Here is a 26,336-nt window from a genome sequence, read left to right as displayed (position 1 = left end):
ACCATGACGAACTTCACCAATAGGGCCCGCCGGGCCGCCGCGGCCCCGCTCAAGGTGCTCGACGGTGCCGGTGAGCAGATGTCCTTCTACGCGCGGTCGATCGGCTTCATCCCGCAGTCGTTGCGGCGCTACCCGAAGGAGGTCGGGCGTGTCCTGGCCGAGGTCGCCTTCGGCAGCGGCGCGCTGGCGGTGATCGCCGGCACCGTGGGCGTCGTCCTCATGCTCTGCGGCTTCACCGGCGTCGTCGTCGGTCTGCAGGGCAACGCCGCCCTCCAGCAGCTCGGCGCCTCCGTGATGACCGGCTTTCTGTCCGCGTACGTCAACACCCGTGAGCTCACGCCGCTCGTCGCCGCGCTCGCGATGTCGGCGACGGTCGGCTGCGGTTTCACCGCGCAGCTCGGCGCCATGCGGATCTCCGAGGAGGTCGACGCGCTCGAGGCCATGGCGATCCCCTCGATCGCCTTCCTCACCGCGACCCGCGTGATCGCGGGCTTCGTCGCGGTCATCCCCCTGTACATCGTGGGGTTGCTGTCGTCGTACGTGATGACGAGGTTCGTCAACACCACGCTGCTCGGCCAGTCGACGGGCACCTACGACCACTACTTCAATCTGTTCCTCTCACCGGCCGACGTGCTGTGGTCCTTCGGCAAGGTGCTGGTCTTCGCCTTCGTACTGGTGCTCGTGCACTGCTATTACGGCTACCACGCGTCGGGCGGCCCTGCGGGCGTCGGCGTCGCGGTGGGCCGGGCGGTGCGCACCTCGCTGGTCGCGATCGCGCTGCTCGACTTCTTCCTCAGCCTCGCCATCTGGGGCACCACGACGACGGTGAAGATCGCCTGATGCGCACGCTCCGCCGCCGCCTCCTGGGCCTCGCCTTCTTCGGCGTGTGCGCCCTGTTCCTCGTCGTCACCATCGGCAAGTACCAGCAGCGTTTCGAGACCTTCACGTGGGTCGAGCTGAACACCGACACCGCTGGCGCGTCGCTGCCCGTGAACTCCGAGGTCCGGGCGCGCGGCGTCGAGGTGGGCACGGTCCGCGACGTCTTCGTGCGCGACGGGCACACGGTCATCCGGATGGGTCTCAAGCCCGAGCAGGCACGCCAGCTGCCCGGCGATGTCACCGCCCGGATCCTGCCGAAGACCCTGTTCGGCCAGCGCTACGTGGCGCTGCAGGTGCCGGCCGGGCAGGGCGGCACCGGCACCCCCGGCGCGTCGGCGCTGCGCGACGGCGCGACGATCCGCACCGACACGTCCGGCAACGCCACCGAGCTGAACCAGCTCTTCGACAAGCTCCTCCCCCTGCTGCGCGCGGTCCCGCCGGAGGACCTCAACGCCACGCTGGGTGCGCTCGCGAACGGACTGTCGGGCAACGGGAAGAACCTGAACACCGCCTTCGAGCAGTTCACCACCATCTTCACTCGGGTCAACGCCGTGATGCCGGACCTCCAGGCGTCGCTGCGCTCGCTCGCCACCGTCACCGACACCTACGCCGACGCCGTCCCCGACCTGATCACCGCGCTCGACACCTTCCGCACCACGAACACGACCGTCGTGTCCGGGAAACAGGCCTTCCACGCCTTCTGGACCTCGGTGGCCGACGGTGCCGGGCGCACCGCCGGGCTGCTCGAGGCGAACCGGTCCGAGCTGGTCACCGTCGCCAACAAATCGCACACGACGCTGACCATCCTGGCCCGCTACTCCCCCGAGTTCGGTTGTACCTTCGAGCGTTTCGCGACGCTCCTGCCCGAGGCCAACCGCATCGTCGGCGAGGGCACGAACCAGCCGGGCGCCCGGATCTCGATGATCATCGCCAACTCCCGCGGCCGGTACCTGCCCAACCAGGACGAGCCGCGCTGGTTCGACGACCGCGGACCGGCCTGCTACAACGCCGCCAAGGGCAAGCCGACCCCCGGCTACAAGGGCGGGCCGCACGCCGGCGGTTCCTTCGCGCCGCCGCTGCGCAACGTCGGCCCCCAGGACGGCCGGTTCCAGCTGCCCGAGCCGAACGTCTCGGCACCGTCGCAGATGCCGACGGTCGGTGTCGCCGCGCAGAACTCGCGGGCGACGCGGATCGCCTTCGCCGCGGCGTCCGGCACCGATGCGAACGACGTCCCCGAATGGCTGACCGCGGCCTTCGTCCCCGCGCTCGCGGGCAAGGAGGTGGAGATCCGATGAAACCCATCACCGGTCCGCTGCTCAAACTGATCGCCTTCGCCGTGATCACGGCGGCGGCGACGGGCGTCCTCGGTTCGTCGATCGCGCAGAGCGACCTGTCCTTCTCGCGGGCGTACCACGCGATCTTCTCCGATGCGACGATGGTCCAGTCCGGCGACGACGTGCGGATCGCGGGCGTCCGCGTCGGCCAGGTCAAGGACGTGACGATCCACGATCGGGGCCAGGCGGACGTGGCCTTCACCCTCACCGACCGCGACTCCATCCCCGGTACGGCGACCGCGGCGCTGCGGCTGAAGAACCTCGTCGGCCAGCGCTACCTGGAACTGCTGCAGAGCCCCACCGACGACGAACCCGCGCGCGGCGCCGCGCGCACCTCGCCGTACAAGCCCGGCGACACCATCCCGATCGAGCGCACCCGGCCGGCGGTGAACCTCACCGACCTGTTCAACGGGTTCCGGCCGCTGTTCAAGCAGCTCACCGCCGACGACGTGAACACGCTCGCGAACCGCATCATCACCGTCTTCCAGGGCCAGGGCGGCACGGTGAACGACCTGCTGGTGAACACCGCGTCGCTGACCAACACCATCGCCGACAAGGACCGCGTGATCGGCGAGCTGATCACGAACCTAACCAGGGTGCTGGGCACGATCAACGAGCGCGACAAGCAGTTCACCGACCTGCTGACCACCACACAGCAGCTCGTGACGGGGCTGTCGCAGGACCGGGGCGCGATCGGCTCGTCGCTCGGCTCGCTGGCGCAGCTGACGACGGTGACCGAGTCGATCCTCACGCCCACGCGCGGCGCGATCAAGGACGACATCGCGGGCCTGAAGGCGCTCACCGACAAGCTCAACGGGCGCAGCGCCGACGTCGCCCACACTCTGAACTTCCTCCCGGGGAAGATCGAGGCCGTCGGTCGTCTCGCGTCCTTCGGCGGCTGGTTCCAGTTCTACCTGTGCGGCGTCGATCTGGTGGCGGGCACCGGCAAGGGGGACCGGCTCTCGCTGGCGATCGACGTCCCGTCGGTGAACCAGCCCGTGTACACCAACACCGCCACGCGGTGCTACCGGGACGGGAATCCGCGATGACCCACTCCTCCACGACCTCCACCGGCGAACGCCGACGCGGGCAACGTCGTTCCCCGATCCAGACCGGCGCGATGGGCATCGTCCTGCTGCTGATGGCGACGGCCTCGGCGTTCTTCATCGACCGCCTCCCCCTGATCGGCGCGGGAACCACGTACACCGCGCTGTTCAGCGAGGCCGCCGGCCTGCTGCCGAGCAACGAGGTCCGCGTCGCCGGGGTCAAGGTCGGCACCGTCCAGTCCGTCGACCTCGACCTCAAGGCCGCGAAGGCACGGGTGAAGTTCCGCGCCAAGGACGTCTGGCTCGGCGACAACACGTCCGCGAGCATTCAGATCAAGACGGTCCTCGGCCAGAAGTACCTGGCCCTGGACCCCCGCGGCGCGAACCGCCTGGACCCGAAGCACACGATCACCGACACCACCTCCCCGTACGACGTGGTGGCCGCCGTCTCCGACGCGTCCAGCACCATCGACAAGACGGACACGAAGCGGCTCGCGCAGAGTATGCACACCCTCGCGGACGCCTTCCGCGAGACGCCGCCGAACGTCCGTGAATCGCTCACCGGCATCACCCGGCTGTCCGAGACGATCAACAAGCGCGACGAGGACCTGCAGCGCCTGCTGGCCGAGACCGGCAAGACCTCGAAGCTGCTGGCGGACCGCACGGAGAACTTCCGCAAGCTGATCGGCGACGCGGGAGCGCTCCTCACCACCCTGAACCAGCGCCAGGACGACATCTCGCGGCTGCTCGAGACCACGCAGTCGCTCTCGACGACGCTCACCGGCATCGTGCGAGACAACGAGAAGCAGATCGGTCCGGCGCTCACCTCGCTGCGCCAGGTGGTGCAGTTGCTGCAGGACAACAAGAAGGGCTTGGAGAGCACGATCACGCTCCTCGCGCCGTTCTACAAGGTCTACAGCAACGTCTTCGGCAACGGCCGGTGGCAGGAGTCGGTGGTCACCAACCTCACGCCGCCCGGTCTGCCGGTGATCCCCGGCAGCCGCCCTCCGATCCGCACGGACTTCCTGACCAACGGAGGCCAGAAATGACGAGCCTCGAGAAGTTCGGCCTGACCCCGCGCCGCCTCGCCTACGCCGCGGCCGCGCTGGTGGCGGTCGTCGTCATCGCGAGCTGCGGCTGGTGGTTGGTGCGCACGATGGGCGCCACCCGCGTCACCGCGTACTTCGACCGCGGCGTGGGCATCTACGCCGGCTCGGACGTGCGCATCCTCGGAGTCAAGGTCGGCGAGATCGACGAGGTCACGCCCGAACGCGACCGCGTCCGGGTGCAGCTGCAGGTGAATCGAGGGGTGAAGCTGCCCAAGGATCTCTGGGCCGCGCAGGTCACCCCGTCGGTCATCTCGGACCGCTACGTCCAGCTCCTGCCCGTCTACACCGACGGCCCCACCGCGAGCAGCGGCGCCGTCGTGAACCAGGACCACACGATGACACCGGTCGAGATCGACCAGGTGTACGCGTCGATCAGCACGCTCGCCCAGGCCCTCGGCCCCGAGGGCGCGAACAAGGCGAAGCCGGGCGAACAGGGCGCGCTGACCGACCTGCTCGACGTCTCCGCCGAGAACCTCGCGGGCAACGGCCAGGCGATGGCCGATGCCATCGCCGGCCTGTCGAAGGCGAGCACGACCCTGTCGAACTCCCGCGACAACATCGCGGCGACCGTCAAGGGGCTCAACACCTTCGTCACCATGCTCGCCGAGAACGACAAGCAGGTGCGCACCTTCAACACCCAGCTCGCGGACCTCACGAAATACCTCGCCGGCGAACGCGACGACTTCACGAAGGCGCTGAACCTCCTGGCGACCGCCCTCGGCGACGTGGGCGCCTTCGTCCGGGACAATCGCGACGCACTGAGCTCGAACGTGCACGGTCTCACCGAGATCACGAAGGTGCTCAACGACACGAAGACCGCACAGGCGCAGATCCTCTCCTACCTGCCCGTCGCCGCGAGCAACCTGGACCAGGCCTACGACCCCGACTCCGGAACGCTGACCCTGCGCCCCAACCTCCCCGACCTGCAGGACCCCCTCGGCACGGCGTGCAAGCTCGCCGACCTCGGCAAGCTCATGCCCGGCAACCCGCAGTTCGCGCAGATCACGACGACGCTCGGCCCGCTGCTCTCGCAGTGCACCAACATCGCCAAGCAGATCACCGACGGCGTGCGGGTGCCCTCGCTGAACCTGCCGCTCGGCATCCTCTCCGGCGCCAACCTGCAGCGCGGCTCGGTGCCCGGCACGGTGCCCGGGCGCACGGCACCGTCGGTCGACGGTGTGCTCCCGCCGACCCCGGCGGGCACGGGGCCGTCGACCACCGCGGCCGCGCCCAGCACCTCGGTCGCCCACGGCACGCCGGCGAAGCCGGCCCCGAGCGGTTCCGCGAAGCCCGCCGCTCCGTCGACGTCGGGAGGCGCACGATGACGCGGCGGCTCCTGGCCGGCGGCGCGCTGGCGATGACCTCGGTCCTGCTCACGGCCTGCGGCGGCATCTACTCGGTGCCACTGCCCGGCGGCCCCGCGCTCGGCGCGCACCCGACGACGCTCCACCTGCAGTTCGAGAACGTGATGGACCTCGTGCCCGAGTCCTCGGTGCGGATCGGCGGCGCCACGGTCGGCAAGGTCGAATCGATCGGCCTCGCGGAGGACGGGTGGACCGCAGACGTCGTGGTCAAGGTGCGCGACGGGGTGAAGGTGCCCGCCGACAGCAGAGCCGCGATCGAGCAGTCGAACCTGTTGGGCGAGAAGTACGTCACGCTCGTCTCCTCCGGCGGATCCGACGGTGCCGCCCTGCAGAGCGGCGCGACCCTCCGGGCCGCGGCGAACAAGACGAACGCGTCCATCGAGCAGGTGCTCGGCGTCCTCTCCCTGGTGCTCAACGACGGCGGCGTGGGCAAGCTCAAGCCCATCGTCGACGAGATCAACACGGCGACGAGCAACCCGCAGCGCGTGCGCTCGCTCATCACGCAGACCGACCGCCTTATCGCGGGGCTGAACAAGCAGCGCTCGGACATCACGGCCGCGATCGACGGCGTCGCGAAGCTGTCCGAACGCGCCGCGAACCAGACCGTGCAGATCAGCCGGATCCTCGCGGAGCTGCCGCGCGGCACGGCGGTCCTCAACGAACAACGGCCCGAGATCATCGAAATGATCAAGCAGCTCGACCGGCTCGGCAAGGTCGGGACGGAGGTGCTGTCGAAGTCGCAGAAGGAACTCATCGAGGACCTGCTCTCGCTGCGTCCCACGCTCCGCGCGCTCGCCGGCGCGGCAGACGACATCGTCACGGCCCTCCCGTTCATCGCCACCTTCCCGTTCCCGGACGCCGGTGTCGACGCGATCAAGGGCGATTCGATGAACCTGTTCATCTCGCTCGACACCCGCCTGATCAACCAGCTCGAGGCTCTCGGCGCGGGTGCCGGTCCCCCGACCCCGGTCACCCCGAAGTACGGTCCCGGCTCCGGTCGGGCGACGACCACCACGCAGGGAGGCACGCGATGATCCCCAAGCTGCAGCGGCGCCAGCTGTTGGTCTTCGCCGTCCTGGCCGTGGTGGGCATCGCCTTCGTCGGTGCCCAGTACGCCCGCATCGACAAGATGCTCGGATTCGGCGTCTACACCGTCAAGGTCATGCTCAAGGACTCCGGCGGCATCTTCACCAACGCCGAGGTCACCTACCGCGGCACGCCCGTCGGCCGGGTCGGGCAACTGCACCTCGTCCCCGACGGCGTGCAGGTGGACCTGCAGCTCGACAAGAGCCGGCCGTCGGTGCCCGATGACGTCCAGGCCGTCGTGGCCGAGCGCTCGTCGATCGGCGAGCAGTACCTCGACCTCGTGCCGAAGAAGCTGCCGGAGGGCGGCACACCGTCGAAGACCGTGCTGGCGGACGGCGCCGTCATCCGGGACACCCGGGTCCAGGAGCCGATCGAGGATTTCCTCAAGCACGTCACGGTGCTCAGCGAGTCCGTCGATCCGGCGAAGCTCAACACGGTGGTCACCGAGCTGTCGGTGGCGCTCGGCGGCAACGGGCAGAACCTTCGGGCCCTCGTCGAATCGCTGTCGCGCCTCGCGCAGACCGGGAGCGACACGCTCGATCCGACGCTCTCGCTCATCACCAACGGCCGCACCGCGCTCGCGACGCAGGCCGAGCAGTCCTCGGCCATCCGACAGTGGGCGGACAGCCTCACGGTGGTCACCGCGACCCTGGCGAACAGCGATCCCGACCTGCGCAAGCTGCTCCAGACCGGCAACCTGTCGGCGACGCAGCTCAGTGCGCTGGTCCAGCAGTCCGGCGGTGACCTCACGAAGGTCGTGCACGATCTGGCGGCGCAGCTGACGGCCGTCGACCCCGTGGCGCCCAACCTCAAGCAGATCCTGATCCTGTTCCCGATGATCGCGTCCGGCGCTTTCGCCACCTCGCCGGGCGACGGTCTGCTGCACTACGGTGTGGTCCTCGAAGTGAACAATCCTCCGGCGTGCACCGTCGGCTACGAATCGACGCAGAAGATGATCGACGCGATCAAGAAGCAGAACCCGGATTTCGACATCAACCGGGATCCGTTCCCGTTCAACACGCAGGTCGGTTGTGATGTGCCGCAGGGCAACCCCACCGGCGTCCGCAGCGCGGATCGGGCCCGCTACGCCGATCCGCGCGTCCCGCAGCCCTGGGACGGCAAGCCGAAGGTGATCGCGCCGGACCGTCTCGACCTCGGCCCCGTCGCGCAGGCCGCCGCCACGATCCTGGGAGGGCACCCGAAGTGACGCAGCCCGCCGCCGACCGCAAACCCCTCGCCCTGGCCCTCGTCCTCCTCGCGATCGCCGTGATCGTGGCCGTCGTCGTGGGCGTGAACTGGTGGGGCCGGCACACGGATCACGAGCGCGCCGCCGCACGCGATGCCGCCGTCGACGGGGCCCGTCAGTCCGTCATCGACATCCAGAAGATCGACACCAAGGACGTCGACGGCACGCTGCGCCGCATGGGCGAAGCGATGACCGGCGACCTGCGGAAGGACTGGGACGAGCGCGAGCGGGTCTCCACCGAGGACATGCTGAAGCAGTACACGGGCGTCGCCCTGCAGACGGACCCCGTGGTCGCCTCGGCCGCGCCGATCGAGTTCGACGAGGACGGCGGCGCCGCGAAGGTGCTGGTGTACCTCGTGGTCCGCCAGTCCGAGAACGGGAAGCAGGCCGACAACGCGTACCGCTGGACCTATGTCATGTCGATGACCAGGGTCGACGGCGCCTGGAAGGCGTCGGGGATGCAGCCCCTCCAGGAGCGCGCCGCCATCGGTCCCGCCGACCCGTCGCAGCCCGCGACCGGCGCCGCCCCCGAGGCGACGACCGGCGCGCCGCAGTCGCCTGCGCCCGCACCCCCGACCGCCGACCCGTCGACGGCCGCTCCGGCGCCGAGCGAAGGAGGCACGCCATGACCGACGACGCGAAGCCGGAGAGCACCGAGCCCACCGAGGCCTCACCCCCGCCGTCCCCGGACAAGGCCGATATCGACGCGCAGTCCCCCACGACGAAGCGACGCCCCGTCGCGCGCGGGACATCGCTCCGCCGCCCCGCCACCGCGACACCACCCGAGGGTGACACCGGCGCGGCCGACGGGGCGCCCTCTCGTGCGACGGATCGCACCGACGCGACGGCGACGGCGGCCGCGGAGACGTCGCCCAAGGACGCCGTCCCGACGCCCGCGGCCACCTCGAACCGCATCCCGCTCGCGATCGGAGCTGCAGCGGTGGCGATCCTGGTCCTCGCGGCCCTCGTCGCGTGGCTCCGGCCGTGGGCGGCCGCGGTGGACAATCGCGCCTTCGTGGACACCGCACTGACGACGCAGGTCACGTCGGTCGCGAAGCAGGCCGCGAAGGACATCTACACGATCGACATGAACGACCTCGGCCCGTGGGAGAAGCGACTCGACGCGGTGCTGACGCCGGGCATGATCACGGAGGCGAAGAAGCTCCGCACGGCGATCACCCAGACCGCCGGCGCGCTGCAGGACGTGAAGGTCAAGGTCGACGACGGCGACCTCACCGCAGGTGTCTCCCTCGCGCGGCCGGGTCACGCCGAGGTGCTGCTCAACGTGCGCCAGCAGGTGTCGACGCAGGGCGTGCCCTTCGCGACGATGCAGTCGCCGATGAAGTTCGTGCTCGACCGCTTCGACGGGACGTGGAAGGTCAGCTCGATCACGCCGCTGTAGGGACGCCGATCAGGCGGTGGCGGGACGCTTCGCGGCCAGTCGTCGCCCGACGACGGTGCCGAGGGACGCGGGGATCACGATGAGCAGCGCGGTGAAGCACGCCCCGATGACCAACTCGAAGGGCAACGAGCCCTGTCCGATTCCCGGCAGCAGCCAGGTACCGACCGCCCAGCACACCGCGCCGGAGACCACCCCGGCGAAGAGCGCCGCCTTGAACCAGCGGCCCACGAGGTCGATTCCCTGCTCCGCGACCGGGTTCGCGCGTGCGTCGGTGAGTCCGTCGTAGCCACCGAAGACGATGGCCACGGCCATCACGACCGCGACCGCGGCGAATCGCTGCGCCGTCCCCTGCGTCGGGAAGGCCACGATGCCCCAGGCCAGCACGGAGCGCACGACGACCTGCACCGCCGCGAGGGCGATGCCACGGATCAGCCACGGTTTCATGGGATGGATTCTATCCGTCTTCACAGTGCCCGCCCGTCGTCGCCCCTGGTGAGCGACACCGTCCGGCGGCGGAACGACGAAGCGCCGGCCGGGCATCCCCCGACCGGCGCTTCTCGTTCGTCGCTCCTAGAGCATGCAGCTGACGCAGCCCTCGACCTCGGTCCCCTCGAGCGCCATCTGCCGCAGGCGGATGTAGTAGAGGGTCTTGATGCCCTTGCGCCAGGCGTAGATCTGCGCGCGGTTCACATCGCGCGTGGTGGCGGTGTCCTTGAAGAACAGCGTCAACGACAGGCCCTGGTCCACGTGCTGTGTGGCGGCGGCGTAGGTGTCGATGATCTTCTCGTAGCCGATCTCGTACGCGTCCTGGTAGTACTCCAGGTTGTCGTTGTCCATGTACGGCGCCGGGTAGTACACGCGGCCGATCTTGCCCTCCTTGCGGATCTCGACCTTCGCTGCGACGGGGTGGATCGAGCTCGTGGAGTGGTTGATGTAGCTGATCGAGCCGGTGGGCGGCACCGCCTGCAGGTTCTGGTTGTACAGGCCGTACTGCTGCACATCCGCCTTGAGCTCGCGCCAGTCGTCCTGCGTCGGGATGTGGATCTCCGCATCGGCGAAGAGCGCGGCGACCTTGTCGGTGGCCGGCTTCCACTCCTGCTCGGTGTACTTGTCGAAGAACTCGCCCGAGGCGTACTTGCTGTTCTCGAAACCGCCGAAGGACTGGTCGCGCTCGCGGGCGATGCGGTTCGACGCGCGGATCGCGTGGAACAGCACCGTGTAGAAGTAGATGTTCGTGAAGTCGACGCCCTCGTCCGAGCCGTAGAAGACCCGCTCCCGCGCCAGGTAGCCGTGCAGGTTCATCTGCCCCAGGCCGATGGCGTGGCTCAGCTTGTTGCCGTACTCGATCGACGGGACGGAGCTGATGTCCGTCTGATCGGAGACGGCCGTGAGTCCGCGGATCGCGGTCTCGATGGTGGCGCCGAAGTCGGGGCTGTCCATGGTCTTCGCGATGTTCAGCGAGCCGAGGTTGCAGGAGATGTCCTTGCCGATCTCGGCGTAGGACAGGTCGTCGTTGTAGGTCGACGGGGTGGAGACCTGCAGGATCTCGCTGCACAGGTTGGAGTGGGTGATCTTGCCGGCGATCGGGTTCGCGCGGTTCACCGTGTCCTCGTACATGATGTACGGGTAGCCCGACTCGAACTGCAGCTCGGCGAGCGTCTGGAAGAACTCGCGCGCGTTGATCTTGGTCTTGCGGATCCGCGAGTCGTCGACCATCTCGTGGTACTTGTCGGACACGTTGACGTCCGCGAAGGGCACGCCGTACACGCGCTCCACGTCATACGGGGAGAACAGGTACATGTCGTCGTTGTTCTTGGCGAGCTCGAACGTGATGTCCGGGATCACCACGCCCAGCGACAGGGTCTTGATGCGGATCTTCTCGTCCGCGTTCTCCCGCTTGGTGTCGAGGAAGCGGTAGATGTCCGGGTGGTGCGCGTGCAGGTACACCGCGCCCGCTCCCTGCCGGGCGCCCAGCTGGTTGGCGTAGCTGAACGAATCCTCGAGCAGCTTCATGATCGGGATGACGCCCGAGCTCTGGTTCTCGATCTTCTTGATCGGTGCGCCGTGCTCGCGAATGTTGCTGAGCAGCAGGGCCACACCGCCGCCGCGCTTGGACAGCTGCAGCGCCGAGTTGATGGAGCGGCCGATCGACTCCATGTTGTCCTCGATGCGCAGCAGGAAGCAGGACACGGGCTCGCCGCGCTGCTTCTTGCCCGAGTTGAGGAACGTGGGGGTGGCGGGCTGGAACCGGCCGGCGATGATCTCGTCCACCAGGTTGACGGCGAGCTTCTCGTCACCGTCGGCCAGCGTGAGGGCGACCATGCAGACCCGGTCCTCGAAGCGCTCCAGATAGCGCTTGCCGTCGAAGGTCTTCAGCGTGTAGCTCGTGTAGTACTTGAACGCACCCAGGAAGGTGGGGAACCGGAACTTCTTGGCGTAGGCCGCGTCGAAGAGTCCCTTGACGAACTCGCGGCTGTACTTGTCCAGCACCTCGGGCTCGTAGTAGTTCTCCTCGACGAGATAGTCGAGCTTCTCGTCGAGGTTGTGGAAGAAGACCGTGTTCTGGTTGACGTGCTGCAGGAAGTACTGCCGCGCGGCCTCCCGGTCCTTGTCGAACTGGATGCGCCCGTCCTTGTCGTACAGGTTGAGCATCGCGTTCAGGGCGTGGAAGTCCAGCTCGCTGTGGCCGGGGCCGCCGTGGACGCCGGACTGGCTCGCGGAGGGGACGAGGTCTTCCTGAGTTGCGGTCATGAGCGCGCGCTTTCCTTGAGGTCGTTGCGGGTGAAGAAGTCGACGAGACCGCTGCGGACGCGCTCGACGTCCTCGGTGGTGCCCATCAGCTCGAAGCGGTACAGGTACGGGACCCGGCATTTGCGGGAGATCACATCACCCGCGTAGCAGAACTCTTCGCCGAAGTTGGTGTTCCCCGCCGCGATCACCGCGCGGATCAGGGAACGGTTGTGCTGGTCGTTGAGGAACCGGATCACCTGTTTGGGGACGTATCCCCCGCCGGAGACCGCGGTGGCCTGCTTGCCCCCGCCATACGTGGGGGTGATCAGGACGAAGGGCTCGTCGACGGTGATCGGCTCGGCCGCCCGCGTCACCGGGATGCGCACGGCGCGCATGCCCAGCTTCTTCACGAATCGGTGCGTGTTCTCCGACACCGACGAGAAGTAGACGACGAGGGGCGAGGGCATCGCTACGCCGTGGCGGCGACGGCGGCGAGCGCCTTGACCCGGTCCGGGCGGAAGCCCGACCAGTGCGCATCGCCGGCGACGACGACGGGGGCCTGCAGGTAACCGAGGGCCATCACGTAATCGCGGGCCTCCGAGTCCTCGGTGATGTCCACCACGCGGTACTCGAGGCCGGCCTTGTCGAGCGCCTTGTAGGTGGCGTTGCACTGCACGCAGGCGGGCTTGGTGTAGACGGTGATCTCGACCTGGCTCATTGGATGGCACCCCTTCGCTGGACGGTCCCGAAGACTGCTCGGAACCCGATTATCGACCTACGGACTGACAAGTTTTCTCGCCACGTTTACCTGCGTGAACTCGGTCGGCCCGCGGACCCCTCAGCGACGTCCTCATGCCTCCCGGACGGCCTCTCGGCCCGTCCGCTCTCGCAGTGGACTGAACACTACACCTAGTGGTGGCCCCGAGGAAGCGACACAACCACTTGCGAACAACATTCGTGAAATTACCAGCTCGAAAGACGCTCTTTCGGGCGTTTTTCATCGTGAATCCCCAGGACACGCCGAGGATCAGCGACACGCCGAACCGACACGCCCGGCACCGTCGGAACCCGTCCCGGTGGCGCTATCGGACGGGCGCCACGAGTCGCTCCAGAAGCTCCCCCGCGCGCTGCGCGACCACGTCGTGCTCGCGCACCGACTTGCCGTCGAGACCGGAGATCGGGAACTCCTCGACGAGCCCCTCGGGGACCTCGCCGCCGGCGATGGTGACGGCCCGTTCCGCATCGGCCAGAGTGGTGTCCAGGCGGTGCCCGACGCCCGCGAGCGCGACCCGCTTGCCGGACAGTGCGCTCGCGCCGTAGGGGCGCGAGCCCCAGTCGATGACGTTCTTGAGCACGGCGCTGACGGTGCCGTTGTTGGGCGGCGCCAGGAGCAGGAGGGCGTCCGCGGCGGCGATCCGGTCGCGGAGTGCGGCGGCCGCGGCGGGAGCCGCGTCGCCGTCGATGTCCTCGTTGTAGAAGGGCACGTCCGCGATCCCCTCCGCGATCTCGACGCGCACGCCCTCCGGCGCGTTCGCGACGGCGACCTCCGCCAGCTCACGGTTCAGCGAACTGCTGCGCAGCGATCCGACGACGGCCAGCACGGTGATGTCCGACATGTTCCTCAGTTCTCCTGACGTTCTCGCGCGGCCCCACCCGGACCGCATCCGCACAAATTAACGGACTTCGGTCCGGATTTCTTCCCCAGGATCATGGTGAGTCGAAAACCCGCGCGGTAGGCTCCATCCGATGACCGGACCACTCCTGCCCCTCGCGCAGCCGCAGACCGAGCCGCGGCGCGACGCGGCCCGCAACCGCGAACTGCTGATCGACGCAGCGCAGCGCCTGTTCGCCGAGCACGGCGTCGACGCGGTCAGCATGGACGCCGTGGCGCAGGCCGCGGGCGTGGGCAAGGGCACGGTCTTCCGCCGTTTCGGCTCGCGCGCCGGACTGCTGCAGGCCCTCCTCGACCACGACGAGACCGAACTGCAGCACCGCTTCATGTTCGGCCCGCCGCCGCTCGGGCCGGGCGGCGACCCCGTGCACCGACTGACCGAGTACGGCAAGGCCCGGATGCAGCTCATCGCGCGCCACGGCGACCTGCTGCGGGGCGCCGAGCAGGCCGCGCGCGATCCGTACGACGCCCCGCCGTGGCGCGTATCGACGATGACGGTGCGCGCGATGCTGGTCGAGGCGGGCCGCGCGGCGCAGACCGAGGTGTGGGCGGCGGCGCTGATGGCGACGCTCAGCCCCGCGTGGGTGCTCCATCAGCTCGGCACCGGCGTCTCGCCGGAGGAGCTCGAGGCCGTGTGGACGGAGCACGTGCGCCTAGTCGCCGCGCTCTGAGATCCTCGCCAGGTAGGCGAACCGGTCGTTCGCAACGCGCATCGCGATCTCGTAGGGCAGCGCGAACTTCCGCTTCCAGAAGTAGCCGAACCGCGTGTCGAACGAGGTGTACACGATGAAGCGGTTGTGCAGCACGCCGTCGACGATCGCCTGCGCCGCCTTATCTGCCGTGACCTTGGGGAAGGCGTCGATCCCCTTGTTCACCGTGGGGTTCGACCGGTCCACCCCGTTGATCTCGACGGTCTTCACCAGCCCCGTCTCCACCGCCCCCGGCACGACCACCGACACACCGATACCGTGCCGGCGGAGGTCGTAGCGAAGCACTTCGGAGACCCCGACGAGACCGAACTTCGCGGCCGAGTAGGCGGCGTGCCAGGGCAGCGCGATGAGGCCCGCGGTGGACGAGACGTTGACCAGCTGACCACCGCGGCCCGCGGCGATCATCGGCGGGACGAAGGTCTCGATCACGTGGATCGGTCCCATCAGGTTCACGTCGACGGTCTTGCGCCACTGCTCGTGGGTGAGGTTCTCGACGGTGCCCCAGACCGCGATGCCCGCGACGTTCATCACGACGTCGAGCGAGCCCGCGGCCGCGTGCACCTCGTCGGCGAACGCCCGCACCGCGTCGTAGTCGGAGACGTCGAAGGCCCTGGACGCGATGACGTTCGCGCCCAGGGCGGTGACGTGGCGGGTGACGTCGTCGAGCTGTTCGGCGTTGATGTCGGTCAACACCAGCTCGGCGCCGTGCGCCGCGAGAAGATTCGCGGTAGCGCGGCCGATCCCGCTGGCGGCGCCGGTGACGAGGACCTTCTTCCCCTTCAGGTCCTTGATCGGCGGGGCCATGTGGACGAGCCGGACGATATCGCGGAGTGCCATATCAGCCAGCTTGCCAGATCGGACCGCGCTACCGCTTCCCGCCGGGGCGTGACGTCCCCGACGGAAGACGGTGCAGCGTGGTGCTACTTCGGCAGGATCGCGCCGGCGCTCAGGATCGCCTTGAGGATCTCCTGTGCGGCGGCCGGGCCCTGCGCGGACTGCAGGGAGTTGAAGGCCTGCGGGCTCGAGATCAGGGTGTTGACGAGCTGCTGCCCCTGCGAGCTGGTGAGGAACTCGGCGGCCTTGGGCCCCATCTCGAAGAGCGAGTTCACACCGAGCGGCTGAGCCTGACCGGGGATCGAGATCGTCGGGAGCTGCGGGAGCGCCACCTGCCCCAGCCCGGGGATCGTCACGGACGTCCCCTGCGGCGCGGTCGCCGCGGGCGCGGTGGCCTGCGGTGCCGTGGCGCTGGACGGGGTCGCGCCGCCCTGCAGCATCGGCACACCCGAGACGATCGGGGAGGTGGTGGTGCCGGTGCTCGGGGTGACGGGGGCCGCCGCGGCGGGCGCACCCGGCACGGCCGGGACGATCGGGGTCTGCGCGGGAGCCGTCGGAGCCGCGGCCGCCGGAGCGGTCGCCGCCGGAGCGGTTGCCGCCGGAGCAGCCGGGGCTGCCGGGGTGACCGGGACCGCGGGATCGACCTGCGGCGCGACCGGCTGGGCCGCAACGGGCTGATCGACCACGCCGCCCGGCTTGATCTTGCCGGTCAGCTGCTGGATCACGCCGTTGGTCAGGACGGAGGCGTACTGCGTCTGTCCCTCCCGGGAGGTCAGCAGAGCCGCGTCGTCGGCGTTGGCGAGGTTGCCCAGGTTCGCGTAGACGAGCGGGATGTTCACCAGCGACGCGAGGGCGTTGGTGGTCTTCGCGATGCCGTCCTGGCCGCCCAGGTACTGCGCCGGCACGAAACCGCCGGCACGGGAGGCGTCGCGGATCACCGTGGTCGCGGGGTCGCTCACCGCCTGCTGCGCGGTGACCTTGGCATCGGCACCGGGGGCCGGGGTCTCGAGCAGGAATCCGCGCTTCGTGGCGTCCTGGACCGCGCTGTTGATGCTCACGGCGAGGTCGGCGCCGGACTTGTTGGCGGCCGTCGCGCGCTGGTCGACGCAGCCGCCGAAACCGGCGTCATCGGCGCGGGACAGGATGACCTTGGCGCCCTGGGTCTTGAGCGCGGCCTCGACCATCTTGGCGACGGCGAAGTTGATGGAGTGGTCGGGGGTGCCGTTGGAGGCGATCGCCACCGGGTTGACGCAGGGCACCTGTCCGCCACGGCCGTCGGCGACCTTGCGGGCCTGTTCGACGGCCGACGCGACGGAGGAGCCGGCGTCGAGGAACACGGTCTTGCCGGACAGCGGCTGGGCCGGTGCGGCGGGAGCGGGGTCGGCGGACGCGAGGCCGGGCGCACCGAACAGCGCGACGGCCGCAGTCGCAAGCGAACCTGCGAGGACACGGGTCTTCTTCATGGGCAGCTGGGCGCCAGGGGAAGTGGCGCCGCTCTCCTTCCAATTCTCTTGTGCAACTTTCGTCACATCAGTCACACGAGAAACAGTCAACCATCAATTGAGACTTTAGGAAAATCTCATCCCTGATCGTTACCGAAACGTTATCTGAATCGGTGGGCCTCAGTCTTCGAGGATCGCCGAATCCGACTGCGCCGCAGCCGAGTAACGCAGCAGGGAGAGCACTGCCTGCGGGTCAGCGGGAGCGTCCGGACCCGCCAGGCAACCCTGAACTCGTCTGCGAACGGCGTCCTCGTCGAGCCCGATCCCCAGGAAGACCAGCACCGACGCCGCCCCTCCCCTCCGGCCGCGCTCAACGGCAGTCCGGACGTGCCGGCCCACCGCGTGCACCTCCAACCGCGTGCCGTCCGCGACGGTGACGAAGCCCTTCGCGCGGAAGACGCCCTGCGGCGGGTCGGTGAGCAGCGCCGCGACCGCCCGTGCGTCGAGCGGCCCGGTCTCGACGGTGACCGAGGAGTACTCGTCGTGCAGGTGCGCGTGCCGGTGCTCGATCGTTCCGTCCTCGTCGTGCGTATGTGCGTGCTCCCGCAGGGCCTCGTCGAGAGTGAGCTGGCGCGGCGAGTCCCGGCGGTCGGCGGCACGACGCGCGAGTACCTCGGCGTCGATGAGCAGGTCCACCGGCACCGCGGCGTCCACGGTCCCGACGACCGGAGCGGACGGTGCGTGCCGGCGGACCAGCGCCCGCACGGCATCCGGATCGGCGGTGAGGTCGATCTTGTTGAGGACGACGAGGTCGGCGAGCGCGAGATGGTGTCGCAGTGAAGGGTGCCGCTCCATGGTTCCGGCGAGGTGCGCGGCGTCGGCGACGTAGACGAGGCCGCCGTAGTCGATCCGCGGCTCCTGCGCCAGCACCACCCGTCGCACCATCGCCGCCGGCTCGGCGAGACCGGAGGCCTCGACCACGATCAGGTCGAGGCCGCGCGCGGCGAGCGATCCGAGAACGTCCTCGAGTTCCTCGTCGTCGACCGTGCAGCACACGCACCCGTTGCTGAGCGAGACACTCCGGACGGAGCCCCCGCCGGAGACGCCGGCGACCAGCATCGCGTCGATGTTGACCGTGCCGAAGTCGTTCACCACCACCCCGATCCGGGCGTCGCCGGCCCCGGAGAGAAGGTGGTTGAGCAGTGTGGATTTGCCCGCGCCGAGGTAGCCCGCCACCACGACGACCGGGACGGGACCGGCGCTCACGACGGTGTCCTCACGGCGCGCAGTCCTCGCACAGAACGGCGAGCTCGCGGTCCTGCGGCGGCGCGAGGTTCGCGACGTTCGACGTCGGCGCACCGCACCGCGTGCAGCGGCCGATCCGCCGGGCCTCGTCGGAGAAGTCGATGCGCATCCGCCGGTCGAAGACGTACATCGACCCCTCCCAGAGCCCGCGGTCGCCGAACCGTTCGCCGTAGCGGGCGATACCGCCGTCGAGCTGATAGACCTCGCCGAAGCCCCTGTTCCGCATCACCGCGCTGAGTACCTCGCAGCGCACGCCCCCGGTGCAGTAGGTGATCACCGGGCGGCCCTTGAGGTGGTCGTACTCCCCCGAGTCGAGCAGGGTCACGAAGTCCCGCGTGGTCTTCGCCGGGGTCACCACGGCGCCGGCGAACCGGCCGATCTCCGCCTCGATCGCGTTGCGCCCGTCGAAGAAGATCGCGTCGGGCTTCTCCTCCAGCAGGGCGTGCAGCTCGTCGGGCGTGAGATGCACGCCACCACCCCGCACGCCCGACCCGTCCACGACGACTTCGTCGGGCACACCGAAGGTGACGATCTCGTCGCGCACCTTGACCGAGAGTTTCGGGAAGTCCTCGGCGGCGCCGTCCGACCACTTGACGTCCGCGGCCTTGAACGCGGGGTACTCCCGGGTGGCACGAACGTACCGCTTGACGGCACGGATCTCCCCGCCGACGGTCACGTTGATCCCGTGGCGGGAGACGATGATCCGGCCGCGGAGACCGTTCGCCTCACACAGCGCCCGCTGCCAGAGCCGGATCGCGTCCGGGTCGGCCAGCGGGGCGAACACGTAGAACAGCACGACCTTGCCCATGACAGTGCCGATTCTATCGGTGCCGCCCTACACTCAGCCTGCGTCCAAGGGTTCCGGCGGCGGGCCCGGTCCCCTTCAATGGCCCCCATGCCATTTCGCCTCCCCCGCCGCGCCGCGGCGCTGACCACCGCACTCGTCGCCGTCCTCGGCGTCGCCGCGTGCGCGCAGTCGACGGGGCCCGCGTACGACCCGTCCGCACCGATCCCCGACCGCGTTCCCGCGGGCACCGTCATCACGGTCGCCGATCAGCAGTCCATCCTCAAGACCATGCTCACGGCGTCCGGGGAGGCCGCGAAGCTCGGCTTCCCCGTGAAGTTCGCCGACTTCGCGGGCGGTCCCGCGATCCTCGAGTCCTTCCGCGCCGATGCGACGCAGGTCGCGATCGTGGCCGACGTCCCGCCGATCCACGCGCAGATCGCCCGCTTCCCCAGCCCCATCATCAAGGCCTGGCAGCTCGAGCGGGGCGGCGTCTCGACCGTCGCGCGACCGGGCGTCACCCTCCGCACCCCGTCCGACCTGCGCGGACGCAAGATCGGCTACGCCGAGGGTACGGCGCACCAGGCCATGGTGCTGCGCCTGCTCCGCACCGCGGGCCTGACCAAGCACGACGTCCAGCTGGTGCCGCTGCAGCTCACCGAGGTGGGCGAGGCACTCGGGGCAGGACAGATCGACATCGCCCCGCTCATGGAACCGATCAGCACCAAGTACCGCCTCGCGCACCCCGACGCGCAGGTGCTGCCCGACGCGATCTCCCAGGCCGCCCAATCCGGACTGATGTTCCTCTACTCGCCGCGGTCGGCGCTCGCCGATCCCGCCCGCGCCGCGGCCCTGAAGAAGCTCTCCGCCGCCATCGACCGCGCGCGAGCCTGGGCCGACGCCGACAAGAACCGCTGGATCGACACCTACTACGCGGGCGCGCTCAAGATCCCCGCCGCCGTGGGCCGCATCGCCTACGAGGGCCAGGGCTCCTGGCGGTCGATCCCGCTCGACCGTGCGCTCGTCGCGCGCCAGCAGGACACCATCGACACGCTCGCCGCGTTCGACGAGATCCCCGGCGGCCGCATCTCGGCCGACGGTTCCGTCGACTTCCGTTTCGCCACCGACCCGACGACCTAAGGCCTCCCCGTGACCTCACCTCCTCTCGGCCGCCTCGGTAGCGGCCTCGCCGCCGACACGCCTCCGGAGCAGCGCCCCGGCGCCCTCGATCCGGACCACGAGCTGCTCCCGCGGGCAGCGACCCGCCGGGCGCTGGTCGACTCCCGCCCGATCGGCGCCTGGATCCTCGCCGGCCCCGCCCTGGTGGTCGCGCTCTGGGCCGCGGGCTCGGCGACCGGGGTCATCCCCGACACCGTCCTCTCCGCACCGTGGACCGTGGTGAACACCGCGTGGCACCTCGCGCTCGACGGTTCTCTGTGGTCCAACATCTGGGCGTCCGCGCAACGCGCGATCGTCGGCGGCGTTCTCGGCGTGAGCCTGGCGGTCCTCCTGGCCCTCCTCTCCGGCCTCACCCGGCCCGGCGAGGCCCTCATCGACGGCACCGTGACGATCTACCGCGCGATCCCCGCCCTCGCACTGCTGCCCCTGTTCATCGTGTGGTTCGGCATCGGCGAGGAGATGAAGATCGTCCTCATCACCCTCGCCGTCGCGACGCCCGTCTACCTCAACACCCACGCCGGCTTGCGCGGCATCGACCGCAAGTACGTGGAACTGGCGGAGACGGTCGGCCTGAGCCGCGCCGGCTTCGTGCGCCACATCGCGATCCCCGGGGCGCTGCCCGGGTTCTTCACCGGACTGCGCCTCGGCGCGACGGTGGCCTGGCTCGCGCTGGTGGTCGTCGAACAGGTCGGCGCCTCCGACGGCATCGGTTACCTCATGTACAAGGCCCGCCTGTACGGCCTCACCGACGTCATCGTCGTCGGCCTCGCCGTCTACGCACTCCTCGGTTTCGGCACCGACCTCCTCGTCCGCTTCTCCGCACGAAAGGCACTCTCATGGCAGAGCACCCTGGCCCACTGACCACGCCGGAGGCCTCCTCGACCGCCCCGGACGCCGGCGCTCCCGTGATCGAGGCGCGGAATCTGGTGCGCGGTTTCGACGGCCGTGCCGTCCTGCGCGGGGTCGACCTCACCATCCGCCGGGGCGAGTTCGTCGCCCTGCTCGGGCGGTCCGGGTCGGGCAAGTCGACGCTCCTGCGCGCGATCGCGGGCCTCGACGACGGAGTACCCGGTTCGGGTGTGCTCGAGGTCGATCCGCGACGCGCGGTCGTCTTCCAGGATTCGCGGCTGCTCCCCTGGTCCCGCGTCCTGTCCAACGTGATCCTCGGCCTCCCGGGCGCCGACGCCGAGGAGGTCGGCCGTGCGCTCCTGCGGGAGGTGGGGCTCGAGGGCCGGGAGAAGGCCTGGCCGCGCGAGCTGTCCGGCGGGCAGCAGCAGCGGGTCGCCCTCGCGCGCAGTCTGGTCCGCGAGCCGGCGGTGCTCCTCGCCGACGAGCCCTTCGGCGCACTGGACGCGCTGACCAAGCTCAAGATGCACGACCTGCTCACGGGGTTGGTCGCGCGGCACCGCCCCGGCGTCCTGCTCATCACGCACGACGTCGACGAGGCGATCGCGCTCGCCGACCGGATCCTGGTGCTGGACCACGGGATCCTGTCGGTAGACGTCACCGTCGGCGACGGTGACGGGCGGCGCCCCGGTGAGCCGGGCTTCGCCGAGCTCCGGGGACGGCTGCTCGACGCGCTCGGCGTCGAGCAGGAGACGGCGGTGGTCGCGACCGCATGAGCATCCCCGATCACGCCCGCGGGTACGAGGGTTTCGCCGGGCGGATCGGCCGCTCCGAAGCGGAGTCGGAACCGTCCTGGCCCGCGGAGACCCGAGCCCGGGCCGGGGCGCCGAACATCATCGTCGTCCTGGTCGACGACATGGGATTCTCCGACATCGGGCCGTACGGTTCCGAGATCCCGACACCGCACCTCGACGCGCTCGCGGCGCGCGGCGTGCTGTCGACCAATCACCACACGACGCCGGTCTGCTCCCCCGCCCGCGCGGCGCTGCTCACGGGACTCAACCCGCACCGCGCGGGCTACGGCTCGGTCGCGAACTCCGATCCGGGCTTCCCCAACCTGCGGCTGAGCCTCGCGGACGACGTGCTCACCCTGCCGGAGATCCTGCGCGCCTCCGGTTACGCGACCTACGCGGTCGGGAAATGGCACCTCGCCAAGGACTCCCGGCTCGGCCCGGACGCCGACCACTCTTCCTGGCCGGTGCAGCGCGGCTTCGACCACTACTACGGCTCGCTGGAGGGCCTGAACTCCTTCTTCCACCCGAACCAACTGGTGCGCGACAACACCGTCGATCCGGTCGCCGAATACCCCGAGGGCTTCTACGTCACCGACGCCCTGACCGACACCGCTGTCTCGTGGATCAAGGACCTGCGGGCGCACGACGCGGACAAGCCCTTCTTCCTGTACTTCGCGCACATCGCGATGCACGGCCCGCTGCAGGTCAAGGACGAGGACCTGCCCCGCGGCGACCTCGACTACGCCCGCGGCTGGGACGCCGTGCGCGAGCAGCGGTTCGCCCGCCAGCGGGAGCTCGGGTTGTTCGGCCCGGAGGTGCGCCCGGCCCGCCGCAACAGCGAGCCCGGTTACGACGTGCCGCCGTGGGACGAGCTCGATCCCGAGCGGCAGCGCCGCTTCGCGGCGTACATGCAGGTGTACGCGGCGATGGTGCGCACCGTCGACGACAGCCTGGGCCGGCTGCTCGAGACGGTCGAGCAACTGGGCGAGCTGGAGAACACGATCGTGGTGTTCACCTCCGACAACGGCGGCACCGCCGAGGGCGGGCCGGAGGGCACGCGCAGCTACTTCGCCGAGTTCGTGAAGTTCGCCGACGGCATCGGTCCTTCGGGGTGGGAGGGCGACGTCGATCACCCCGAGGAGCTGATCGGCACCGCCCGACTCGGCGTGCACTACCCGCGCGGCTGGGGCCAGGTGTCCAACACGCCCTTCCGGTTCTACAAGGGCCAGACCTTTGCGGGCGGCGTGCGCGTGCCCCTCGTGCTGTCGTGGCCCGCGGGCCTCCCGGACGCACGGGGTGTCCGCGAGCAGTTCTCGTTCGTCACCGACGTCGCCCCGACCCTGCTGGACCTGGCCGGGGTCGCGACGCCCACCCATCGGCACGGGCTGCTCGCGCAGGAACGCGACGGCGTCTCGCAACGCGCCGCCTGGGCGGACCGCTCCGCGGATTCCGCCCGGACGCGGCAGTACTCGGAGTTCCGCGGGCACCGCGGGTACTACCGCGACGGCTGGAAGCTGCTCAGCCTGCACGGCCGCGGCGACGATCCACTGGCGCCGCGCTGGCAGCTCTTCGACAACCGATCGGATCCGGCCGAGACCGCCGACCTCTCCGCCGAGCACCCCGACCTCGTCGCGGAACTCGCGGCGGAGTGGGAGTACGAGGCCTGGCGCAACACCGTCTTCCCGATCGTGATCGACGGATCGACCCGTCACCCGGCCGAACGGCGACTCTCCGAGCCCGTGCGGCTCCTCCCCGGCACCCCCGTCCTCGAGCGGTACCGGTCGGCGAAGCTCGTGCAGTACCGGGACTTCCGCATCGACATCGACGTCGAACTCGACGGCGCCGAGGGCGTGCTCGTCGCGCACGGGGACGCTCTCGGCGGCTACCTGGTCTACGTCGAAGACGGCGCGGTCGTGTTCGGCTACAACGCCTACGGCCGCTACTCGGAAACGCGCACCGGCCCCGTCCCACCGGGCCGCCGGACCGTCTCCGTCGCCGCGTCGGTGCGCCCGAACCTCCGGTGGGACTTCGCCGTCGAGATCGACGCTGCGGAAGTCGCCGTCCTCCCGGACCGTGTCCAGCTCATCGGCATGGCGCCGTGGACCGGCATCTCGGTCGGCCTCGACGCTCGCGGCCCGGTGGCGTGGGAGCTGCGCGAGCGCCGCGGCACCTTCCCGTACTCCGGTGCGCTGCACACGGTCACGTACACGCCCGGACCTGTCGGGGTCCCGTCGGACGACATCGACCGACTGCAGCAGGAGGCCGAGGAGGAGGCGGACTGAGCGGATTGCGTCCCGGTGAACGCAACCCTGGCACCGTCGGCCCGGATCGAGTGAGCTGAGGGCACACCGCAACCACCACCGACGGAGGCCGCCATGACCGCAACGCTCGAGCCCACCACCACCGCGCCTGATATCACCGTGACCCGGCTGGGCGAGCACATCGGCGCGATCGTGCACGGCGTGCGGCTCGGCGGCGACCTCGACGACGCCACCGCGGACACCGTTCTGGACCTGCTCGCCGAGCACGAGGTGATCTTCTTCCGCGACCAGCACCACCTCGACGATGCGGGCCAGCACGCGCTCGCGCGCCGCCTGGGTGTGCCGACCACCCCGCACCCGACGGTCCGCTCCGACTCCGACCTGCTGCCCATCGAGGGCGCGGCGAACAGCTGGCACACCGACGTCTCCTTCGTCGACCGCGTGCCCAAGGCGTCGATCCTGCGGCCCGTCGTCCTGCCGCCGCACGGCGGGAACACGACGTGGGCCTCCACCACCCGCGCCTACGACCGCCTCCCCGCGCCGCTCAAGACGCTGGCCGAGAACCTGCGCGCCATCCACACCAACGACTACGACTACGCCGGGCACAACGCCACCTACCAGCGCGCGGAGTACCACCAGGAGTTCATCCGCAACATCTTCGAGTCCGAGCACCCCGTGGTGCGCGTGCACCCGGAGACCGGCCGCCGATCGCTGCTGCTGGGCCACTTCGTGAAGTCCTTCGCCGGCCTGAGCTCGCAGGACTCGGCCCCGATCCTCGCGCTCCTGCAGCGCCGGATCGAGAACCCCGACAACACCGTCCGCTGGGCCTGGCAGCCCGGCGACGTGGCGATCTGGGACAACCGCTCCACCCAGCACTTCGGTATCAACGACTACGGCGACCACAAGCGCCTGCTGCGCCGCGTGACCCTCGCGGGCGATCTCCCCGTCGGCGTCGACGGCCGGGAGGGTGTGGCGCTCAAGGGCGACGCCTCGGACTACTCGCCGGTGACCCCCGCGCGCTCGCGGGGCTGATCGAGCCAGCCGCGGATCCGGTCGTAGACGGCGTCGGACTGCAGCAGGGTGAAGTGGTGCGCACCACCCAGATGCATTCCGGCGTCGTCGGTGAAGCCGATCCGCCGCGCCCTCCCACGCCCGCCCGCGCTCGGTGCCAGCACCAGACCATCGCCCAGCAGCCGGCCCACCGGGTGCCGGGCGTCCCGGGTGAACGTGGCGGCGACGAAGAAGTGCTCCGCCCCGTCGAGCAGCGGGACCTCGGCGGCCGCGGCCGCGCCGAGCGCGTCCGCGTCGCGGTCCCGCCAGTCCTCGTCGACGATCGACCCCGCGCGCAGGTCGCGGATCCCCGCGCTGCGGCGCCGCAGCAGTCTCCCGAAGGGAGCGGTCTCGGGCACCGCGGCCAGCGCGGCGCTACCGTAGTGCGCGGCCTGCTCCAGCGGGGCGCCCAGGTGCGGCGTGCCCAGGCTGACGGTGGCCGACACGCCCGCGGGCCAGGCCATCTCGTCGCGCTGCGCCCGGTGCGCGGCGCTGCGAGCCACGAGACCGCCCATCGAGTGCCCGATCAGCACGAGCTCGGTCACGGGGACCGGCCATGCCGCGACGAGCGCCTCGAGCAGGCCCGCGAGGTCTCGCCCGTTGTCGCTGATGTGCCGGCCGCTGTTGTACCGCACGTACACCGGGGTGGCGCCCAGATCGACGGCGAGCCGCACCCCGTAGTCCTCGGCCTCCAGTCCGCCGACGCCCCAGGCGTGCTCGGTTTCGGTGAGTCCGTGCAGGAGCACCACGACGCGACCGGTCGCACCGTCGAAGACCTCCGCGGGGTCGAGCCGGTCGGCGGGCACGGGACCGTCGCCGAGGTGGACGATCGCGCCGTCGACCCGGACCGTGACGGGGTCGGCGGCGAGCGGTGACGCCTGCGCCTCGAGGTCGTCGCCGATGAGGCCGAGCAGCACGCCGATCAGTGCGGCGCCGCGCGGCGTCTCCGACGGCGGCCGCTCCCCCGGCCAGTCCGCGCCGGCGGCGGCGACCCGACCCACGGTGCGCGCGACGGTACTGATGGTCGCGTAGACGCCGTCCGTGATGCCGTCGTGCAACGCGCGCACCGGCGCCACCGCGGGCCCGACGCCGAGCCGGACGTAGCGGAAGACCCGGTCGGAGACGGCCCGGTGTACGCCGTGGACACCGTCCACGGTTCCGGCGAACTCGGTACAGCCCAGCTCAGCGAGAGCGCGCACCTCCGCGCGCCGCCGCCCCTCCGCGATGTTCATGAACTTCGAGTGTACGAGTGTTCACTCGAGC

General features: G+C 70.1%; 25 protein-coding genes. 15 read left to right on the top strand and 10 right to left on the bottom strand.

Annotation, left to right across the window (positions count from 1 at the left end; genetic code table 11):
- Positions 1 to 3: 3 nt before the first annotated feature.
- From FK530_RS13070 to FK530_RS13030, 9 genes are read left to right on the top strand one after another with little or no spacing between them, the layout of a single operon-like run.
- Entirely contained in the window at positions 4 to 840 is an 837-nt protein-coding gene (locus FK530_RS13070) for an MlaE family ABC transporter permease (RefSeq protein WP_146487465.1), read from the top strand.
- Entirely contained in the window at positions 840 to 2,174 is a 1,335-nt protein-coding gene (locus tag FK530_RS13065; RefSeq protein ID WP_146487464.1) for an MCE family protein, read from the top strand. The genes FK530_RS13070 and FK530_RS13065 overlap by 1 nt, the downstream gene beginning before the upstream one ends.
- Entirely contained in the window at positions 2,171 to 3,262 is a 1,092-nt protein-coding gene (locus tag FK530_RS13060) for an MCE family protein (RefSeq protein WP_146487463.1), read from the top strand. Before FK530_RS13065 ends, FK530_RS13060 begins: the two co-directional genes overlap by 4 nt.
- Complete coding sequence (locus FK530_RS13055; RefSeq protein WP_146487462.1) at positions 3,259 to 4,308, top strand: MlaD family protein; 1,050 nt, start codon at positions 3,259 to 3,261, stop codon at positions 4,306 to 4,308. Before FK530_RS13060 ends, FK530_RS13055 begins: the two co-directional genes overlap by 4 nt.
- Complete coding sequence (locus FK530_RS13050) at positions 4,305 to 5,693, top strand: MCE family protein (protein ID WP_146487461.1); 1,389 nt, start codon at positions 4,305 to 4,307, stop codon at positions 5,691 to 5,693. Before FK530_RS13055 ends, FK530_RS13050 begins: the two co-directional genes overlap by 4 nt.
- Positions 5,690 to 6,766: an MCE family protein gene (locus FK530_RS13045; protein WP_146487460.1), complete on the top strand. Its 1,077-nt coding sequence runs from the start codon at positions 5,690 to 5,692 to the stop codon at positions 6,764 to 6,766. Before FK530_RS13050 ends, FK530_RS13045 begins: the two co-directional genes overlap by 4 nt.
- Complete coding sequence (locus FK530_RS13040) at positions 6,763 to 8,025, top strand: MCE family protein (protein ID WP_146487459.1); 1,263 nt, start codon at positions 6,763 to 6,765, stop codon at positions 8,023 to 8,025. The genes FK530_RS13045 and FK530_RS13040 overlap by 4 nt, the downstream gene beginning before the upstream one ends.
- Positions 8,022 to 8,693 (top strand): Rv1363c family protein, encoded by a 672-nt coding sequence (locus tag FK530_RS13035; RefSeq protein ID WP_146487458.1) that lies wholly within the window; start codon positions 8,022 to 8,024, stop codon positions 8,691 to 8,693. Before FK530_RS13040 ends, FK530_RS13035 begins: the two co-directional genes overlap by 4 nt.
- Positions 8,690 to 9,466 carry a hypothetical protein gene (locus FK530_RS13030; RefSeq protein WP_146487457.1) on the top strand — a complete coding sequence of 259 codons (777 nt, stop codon included), beginning with the start codon at positions 8,690 to 8,692 and terminating at the stop codon, positions 9,464 to 9,466. The genes FK530_RS13035 and FK530_RS13030 overlap by 4 nt, the downstream gene beginning before the upstream one ends.
- A 9-nt stretch (positions 9,467 to 9,475) precedes the next feature.
- On the opposite strand, the gene FK530_RS13025 is transcribed toward FK530_RS13030, so the two are convergent.
- From FK530_RS13025 to FK530_RS13005, 5 genes are all read right to left on the bottom strand, one after another.
- Positions 9,476 to 9,910: a B-4DMT family transporter gene (locus FK530_RS13025; protein ID WP_146487456.1), complete on the bottom strand. Its 435-nt coding sequence runs from the start codon at positions 9,908 to 9,910 to the stop codon at positions 9,476 to 9,478.
- A 126-nt stretch (positions 9,911 to 10,036) separates the two neighbouring features.
- Positions 10,037 to 12,217 (bottom strand): class 1b ribonucleoside-diphosphate reductase subunit alpha, encoded by a 2,181-nt coding sequence (nrdE, locus tag FK530_RS13020; RefSeq protein WP_146487455.1) that lies wholly within the window; start codon positions 12,215 to 12,217, stop codon positions 10,037 to 10,039.
- Positions 12,214 to 12,663, bottom strand: a complete 450-nt coding sequence (gene nrdI / locus FK530_RS13015; RefSeq protein WP_146487454.1) for a class Ib ribonucleoside-diphosphate reductase assembly flavoprotein NrdI — start codon at positions 12,661 to 12,663, stop codon at positions 12,214 to 12,216. Before nrdI ends, nrdE begins: the two co-directional genes overlap by 4 nt.
- A gap of 2 nt (positions 12,664 to 12,665) precedes the next feature.
- Entirely contained in the window at positions 12,666 to 12,914 is a 249-nt protein-coding gene (gene nrdH, locus FK530_RS13010; protein WP_146487453.1) for a glutaredoxin-like protein NrdH, read from the bottom strand.
- 364 nt (positions 12,915 to 13,278) lie between these two features.
- Positions 13,279 to 13,797 (bottom strand): NAD(P)H-dependent oxidoreductase, encoded by a 519-nt coding sequence (locus tag FK530_RS13005; RefSeq protein WP_205124208.1) that lies wholly within the window; start codon positions 13,795 to 13,797, stop codon positions 13,279 to 13,281.
- 145 nt (positions 13,798 to 13,942) lie between these two features.
- Here FK530_RS13005 and FK530_RS13000 point away from each other — a divergent pair, with 145 nt between their 5' ends.
- Positions 13,943 to 14,539 carry a TetR/AcrR family transcriptional regulator gene (locus FK530_RS13000; RefSeq protein ID WP_146487451.1) on the top strand — a complete coding sequence of 199 codons (597 nt, stop codon included), beginning with the start codon at positions 13,943 to 13,945 and terminating at the stop codon, positions 14,537 to 14,539.
- Here the strand turns inward: FK530_RS13000 and FK530_RS12995 are convergent.
- The 4 genes from FK530_RS12995 to trhO all read right to left on the bottom strand — a co-directional run bounded on the left by FK530_RS12995 (position 14,522) and on the right by trhO (position 18,967).
- Positions 14,522 to 15,415, bottom strand: a complete 894-nt coding sequence (locus tag FK530_RS12995; protein ID WP_146487450.1) for an SDR family oxidoreductase — start codon at positions 15,413 to 15,415, stop codon at positions 14,522 to 14,524. The two genes, FK530_RS13000 and FK530_RS12995, sit on opposite strands and share 18 nt — an antisense overlap.
- 83 nt (positions 15,416 to 15,498) lie before the next feature.
- Positions 15,499 to 16,875, bottom strand: coding sequence for an N-acetylmuramoyl-L-alanine amidase family protein (locus FK530_RS12990; protein WP_146487449.1), 1,377 nt, complete (start codon positions 16,873 to 16,875; stop codon positions 15,499 to 15,501).
- A gap of 159 nt (positions 16,876 to 17,034) precedes the next feature.
- Positions 17,035 to 18,120 (bottom strand): CobW family GTP-binding protein, encoded by a 1,086-nt coding sequence (locus tag FK530_RS12985; RefSeq protein WP_146487448.1) that lies wholly within the window; start codon positions 18,118 to 18,120, stop codon positions 17,035 to 17,037.
- Positions 18,121 to 18,130: 10 nt separating this feature from the next.
- Positions 18,131 to 18,967: an oxygen-dependent tRNA uridine(34) hydroxylase TrhO gene (trhO, locus tag FK530_RS12980; RefSeq protein ID WP_146487447.1), complete on the bottom strand. Its 837-nt coding sequence runs from the start codon at positions 18,965 to 18,967 to the stop codon at positions 18,131 to 18,133.
- Between the two features lie 87 nt (positions 18,968 to 19,054).
- On the opposite strand from trhO, the gene FK530_RS12975 reads away from it, so the two are divergent.
- The 5 genes from FK530_RS12975 (at position 19,055) to FK530_RS12955 (ending at position 25,055) form a co-directional block, all read left to right on the top strand.
- A complete protein-coding gene (locus FK530_RS12975) occupies positions 19,055 to 20,083 on the top strand; it encodes an ABC transporter substrate-binding protein (protein WP_158645093.1) in 1,029 nt (342 codons plus the stop codon).
- Between the two features lie 9 nt (positions 20,084 to 20,092).
- Positions 20,093 to 20,983, top strand: a complete 891-nt coding sequence (locus FK530_RS12970) for an ABC transporter permease (RefSeq protein WP_146487445.1) — start codon at positions 20,093 to 20,095, stop codon at positions 20,981 to 20,983.
- Positions 20,959 to 21,744, top strand: a complete 786-nt coding sequence (locus FK530_RS12965; RefSeq protein ID WP_146487444.1) for an ABC transporter ATP-binding protein — start codon at positions 20,959 to 20,961, stop codon at positions 21,742 to 21,744. The genes FK530_RS12970 and FK530_RS12965 overlap by 25 nt, the downstream gene beginning before the upstream one ends.
- Positions 21,741 to 24,044, top strand: coding sequence for an arylsulfatase (locus FK530_RS12960; RefSeq protein WP_146487443.1), 2,304 nt, complete (start codon positions 21,741 to 21,743; stop codon positions 24,042 to 24,044). Before FK530_RS12965 ends, FK530_RS12960 begins: the two co-directional genes overlap by 4 nt.
- Before the next feature lie 93 nt (positions 24,045 to 24,137).
- Positions 24,138 to 25,055: a TauD/TfdA dioxygenase family protein gene (locus tag FK530_RS12955; RefSeq protein WP_146487442.1), complete on the top strand. Its 918-nt coding sequence runs from the start codon at positions 24,138 to 24,140 to the stop codon at positions 25,053 to 25,055.
- Here FK530_RS12955 and FK530_RS12950 read toward each other — a convergent pair.
- Complete coding sequence (locus FK530_RS12950) at positions 25,019 to 26,305, bottom strand: esterase/lipase family protein (RefSeq protein ID WP_146487441.1); 1,287 nt, start codon at positions 26,303 to 26,305, stop codon at positions 25,019 to 25,021. The two genes, FK530_RS12955 and FK530_RS12950, sit on opposite strands and share 37 nt — an antisense overlap.
- Positions 26,306 to 26,336: the final 31 nt, after the last annotated feature.

Origin of the sequence: Tsukamurella conjunctivitidis (assembly GCF_007858475.1) — a bacterium.
Classification (GTDB): Bacteria; Actinomycetota; Actinomycetes; order Mycobacteriales; family Mycobacteriaceae; genus Tsukamurella; species Tsukamurella conjunctivitidis.
The sequence above is the reverse complement of the archived record's forward strand: the minus strand, read 5'-3'. Positions and strand labels throughout refer to the sequence as shown.

Excerpts from the sequence above, each read along its gene's own strand:
- FK530_RS12960 (WP_146487443.1), top strand. The coding sequence starts at position 21,741 with ATGAGCATCCCCGATCACGCCCGCGGGTACGAGGGTTTCGCCGGGCGG.
- FK530_RS13045 (WP_146487460.1), top strand. The coding sequence starts at position 5,690 with ATGACGCGGCGGCTCCTGGCCGGCGGCGCGCTGGCGATGACCTCGGTC.
- FK530_RS13025 (WP_146487456.1), bottom strand. The coding sequence starts at position 9,910 with ATGAAACCGTGGCTGATCCGTGGCATCGCCCTCGCGGCGGTGCAGGTC.
- FK530_RS13060 (WP_146487463.1), top strand. The coding sequence starts at position 2,171 with ATGAAACCCATCACCGGTCCGCTGCTCAAACTGATCGCCTTCGCCGTG.
- FK530_RS13000 (WP_146487451.1), top strand. The coding sequence starts at position 13,943 with ATGACCGGACCACTCCTGCCCCTCGCGCAGCCGCAGACCGAGCCGCGG.
- FK530_RS13065 (WP_146487464.1), top strand. The coding sequence starts at position 840 with ATGCGCACGCTCCGCCGCCGCCTCCTGGGCCTCGCCTTCTTCGGCGTG.
- FK530_RS12965 (WP_146487444.1), top strand. The coding sequence starts at position 20,959 with ATGGCAGAGCACCCTGGCCCACTGACCACGCCGGAGGCCTCCTCGACC.
- FK530_RS13040 (WP_146487459.1), top strand. The coding sequence starts at position 6,763 with ATGATCCCCAAGCTGCAGCGGCGCCAGCTGTTGGTCTTCGCCGTCCTG.
- FK530_RS12955 (WP_146487442.1), top strand. The coding sequence starts at position 24,138 with ATGACCGCAACGCTCGAGCCCACCACCACCGCGCCTGATATCACCGTG.
- FK530_RS12995 (WP_146487450.1), bottom strand. The coding sequence starts at position 15,415 with ATGGCACTCCGCGATATCGTCCGGCTCGTCCACATGGCCCCGCCGATC.
- FK530_RS13070 (WP_146487465.1), top strand. The coding sequence starts at position 4 with ATGACGAACTTCACCAATAGGGCCCGCCGGGCCGCCGCGGCCCCGCTC.
- FK530_RS13030 (WP_146487457.1), top strand. The coding sequence starts at position 8,690 with ATGACCGACGACGCGAAGCCGGAGAGCACCGAGCCCACCGAGGCCTCA.
- FK530_RS12950 (WP_146487441.1), bottom strand. The coding sequence starts at position 26,305 with ATGAACATCGCGGAGGGGCGGCGGCGCGCGGAGGTGCGCGCTCTCGCT.
- nrdH (WP_146487453.1), bottom strand. The coding sequence starts at position 12,914 with ATGAGCCAGGTCGAGATCACCGTCTACACCAAGCCCGCCTGCGTGCAG.
- nrdI (WP_146487454.1), bottom strand. The coding sequence starts at position 12,663 with ATGCCCTCGCCCCTCGTCGTCTACTTCTCGTCGGTGTCGGAGAACACG.
- trhO (WP_146487447.1), bottom strand. The coding sequence starts at position 18,967 with ATGGGCAAGGTCGTGCTGTTCTACGTGTTCGCCCCGCTGGCCGACCCG.
- FK530_RS12990 (WP_146487449.1), bottom strand. The coding sequence starts at position 16,875 with ATGAAGAAGACCCGTGTCCTCGCAGGTTCGCTTGCGACTGCGGCCGTC.
- FK530_RS13050 (WP_146487461.1), top strand. The coding sequence starts at position 4,305 with ATGACGAGCCTCGAGAAGTTCGGCCTGACCCCGCGCCGCCTCGCCTAC.
- FK530_RS12975 (WP_158645093.1), top strand. The coding sequence starts at position 19,055 with ATGCCATTTCGCCTCCCCCGCCGCGCCGCGGCGCTGACCACCGCACTC.
- nrdE (WP_146487455.1), bottom strand. The coding sequence starts at position 12,217 with ATGACCGCAACTCAGGAAGACCTCGTCCCCTCCGCGAGCCAGTCCGGC.
- FK530_RS13055 (WP_146487462.1), top strand. The coding sequence starts at position 3,259 with ATGACCCACTCCTCCACGACCTCCACCGGCGAACGCCGACGCGGGCAA.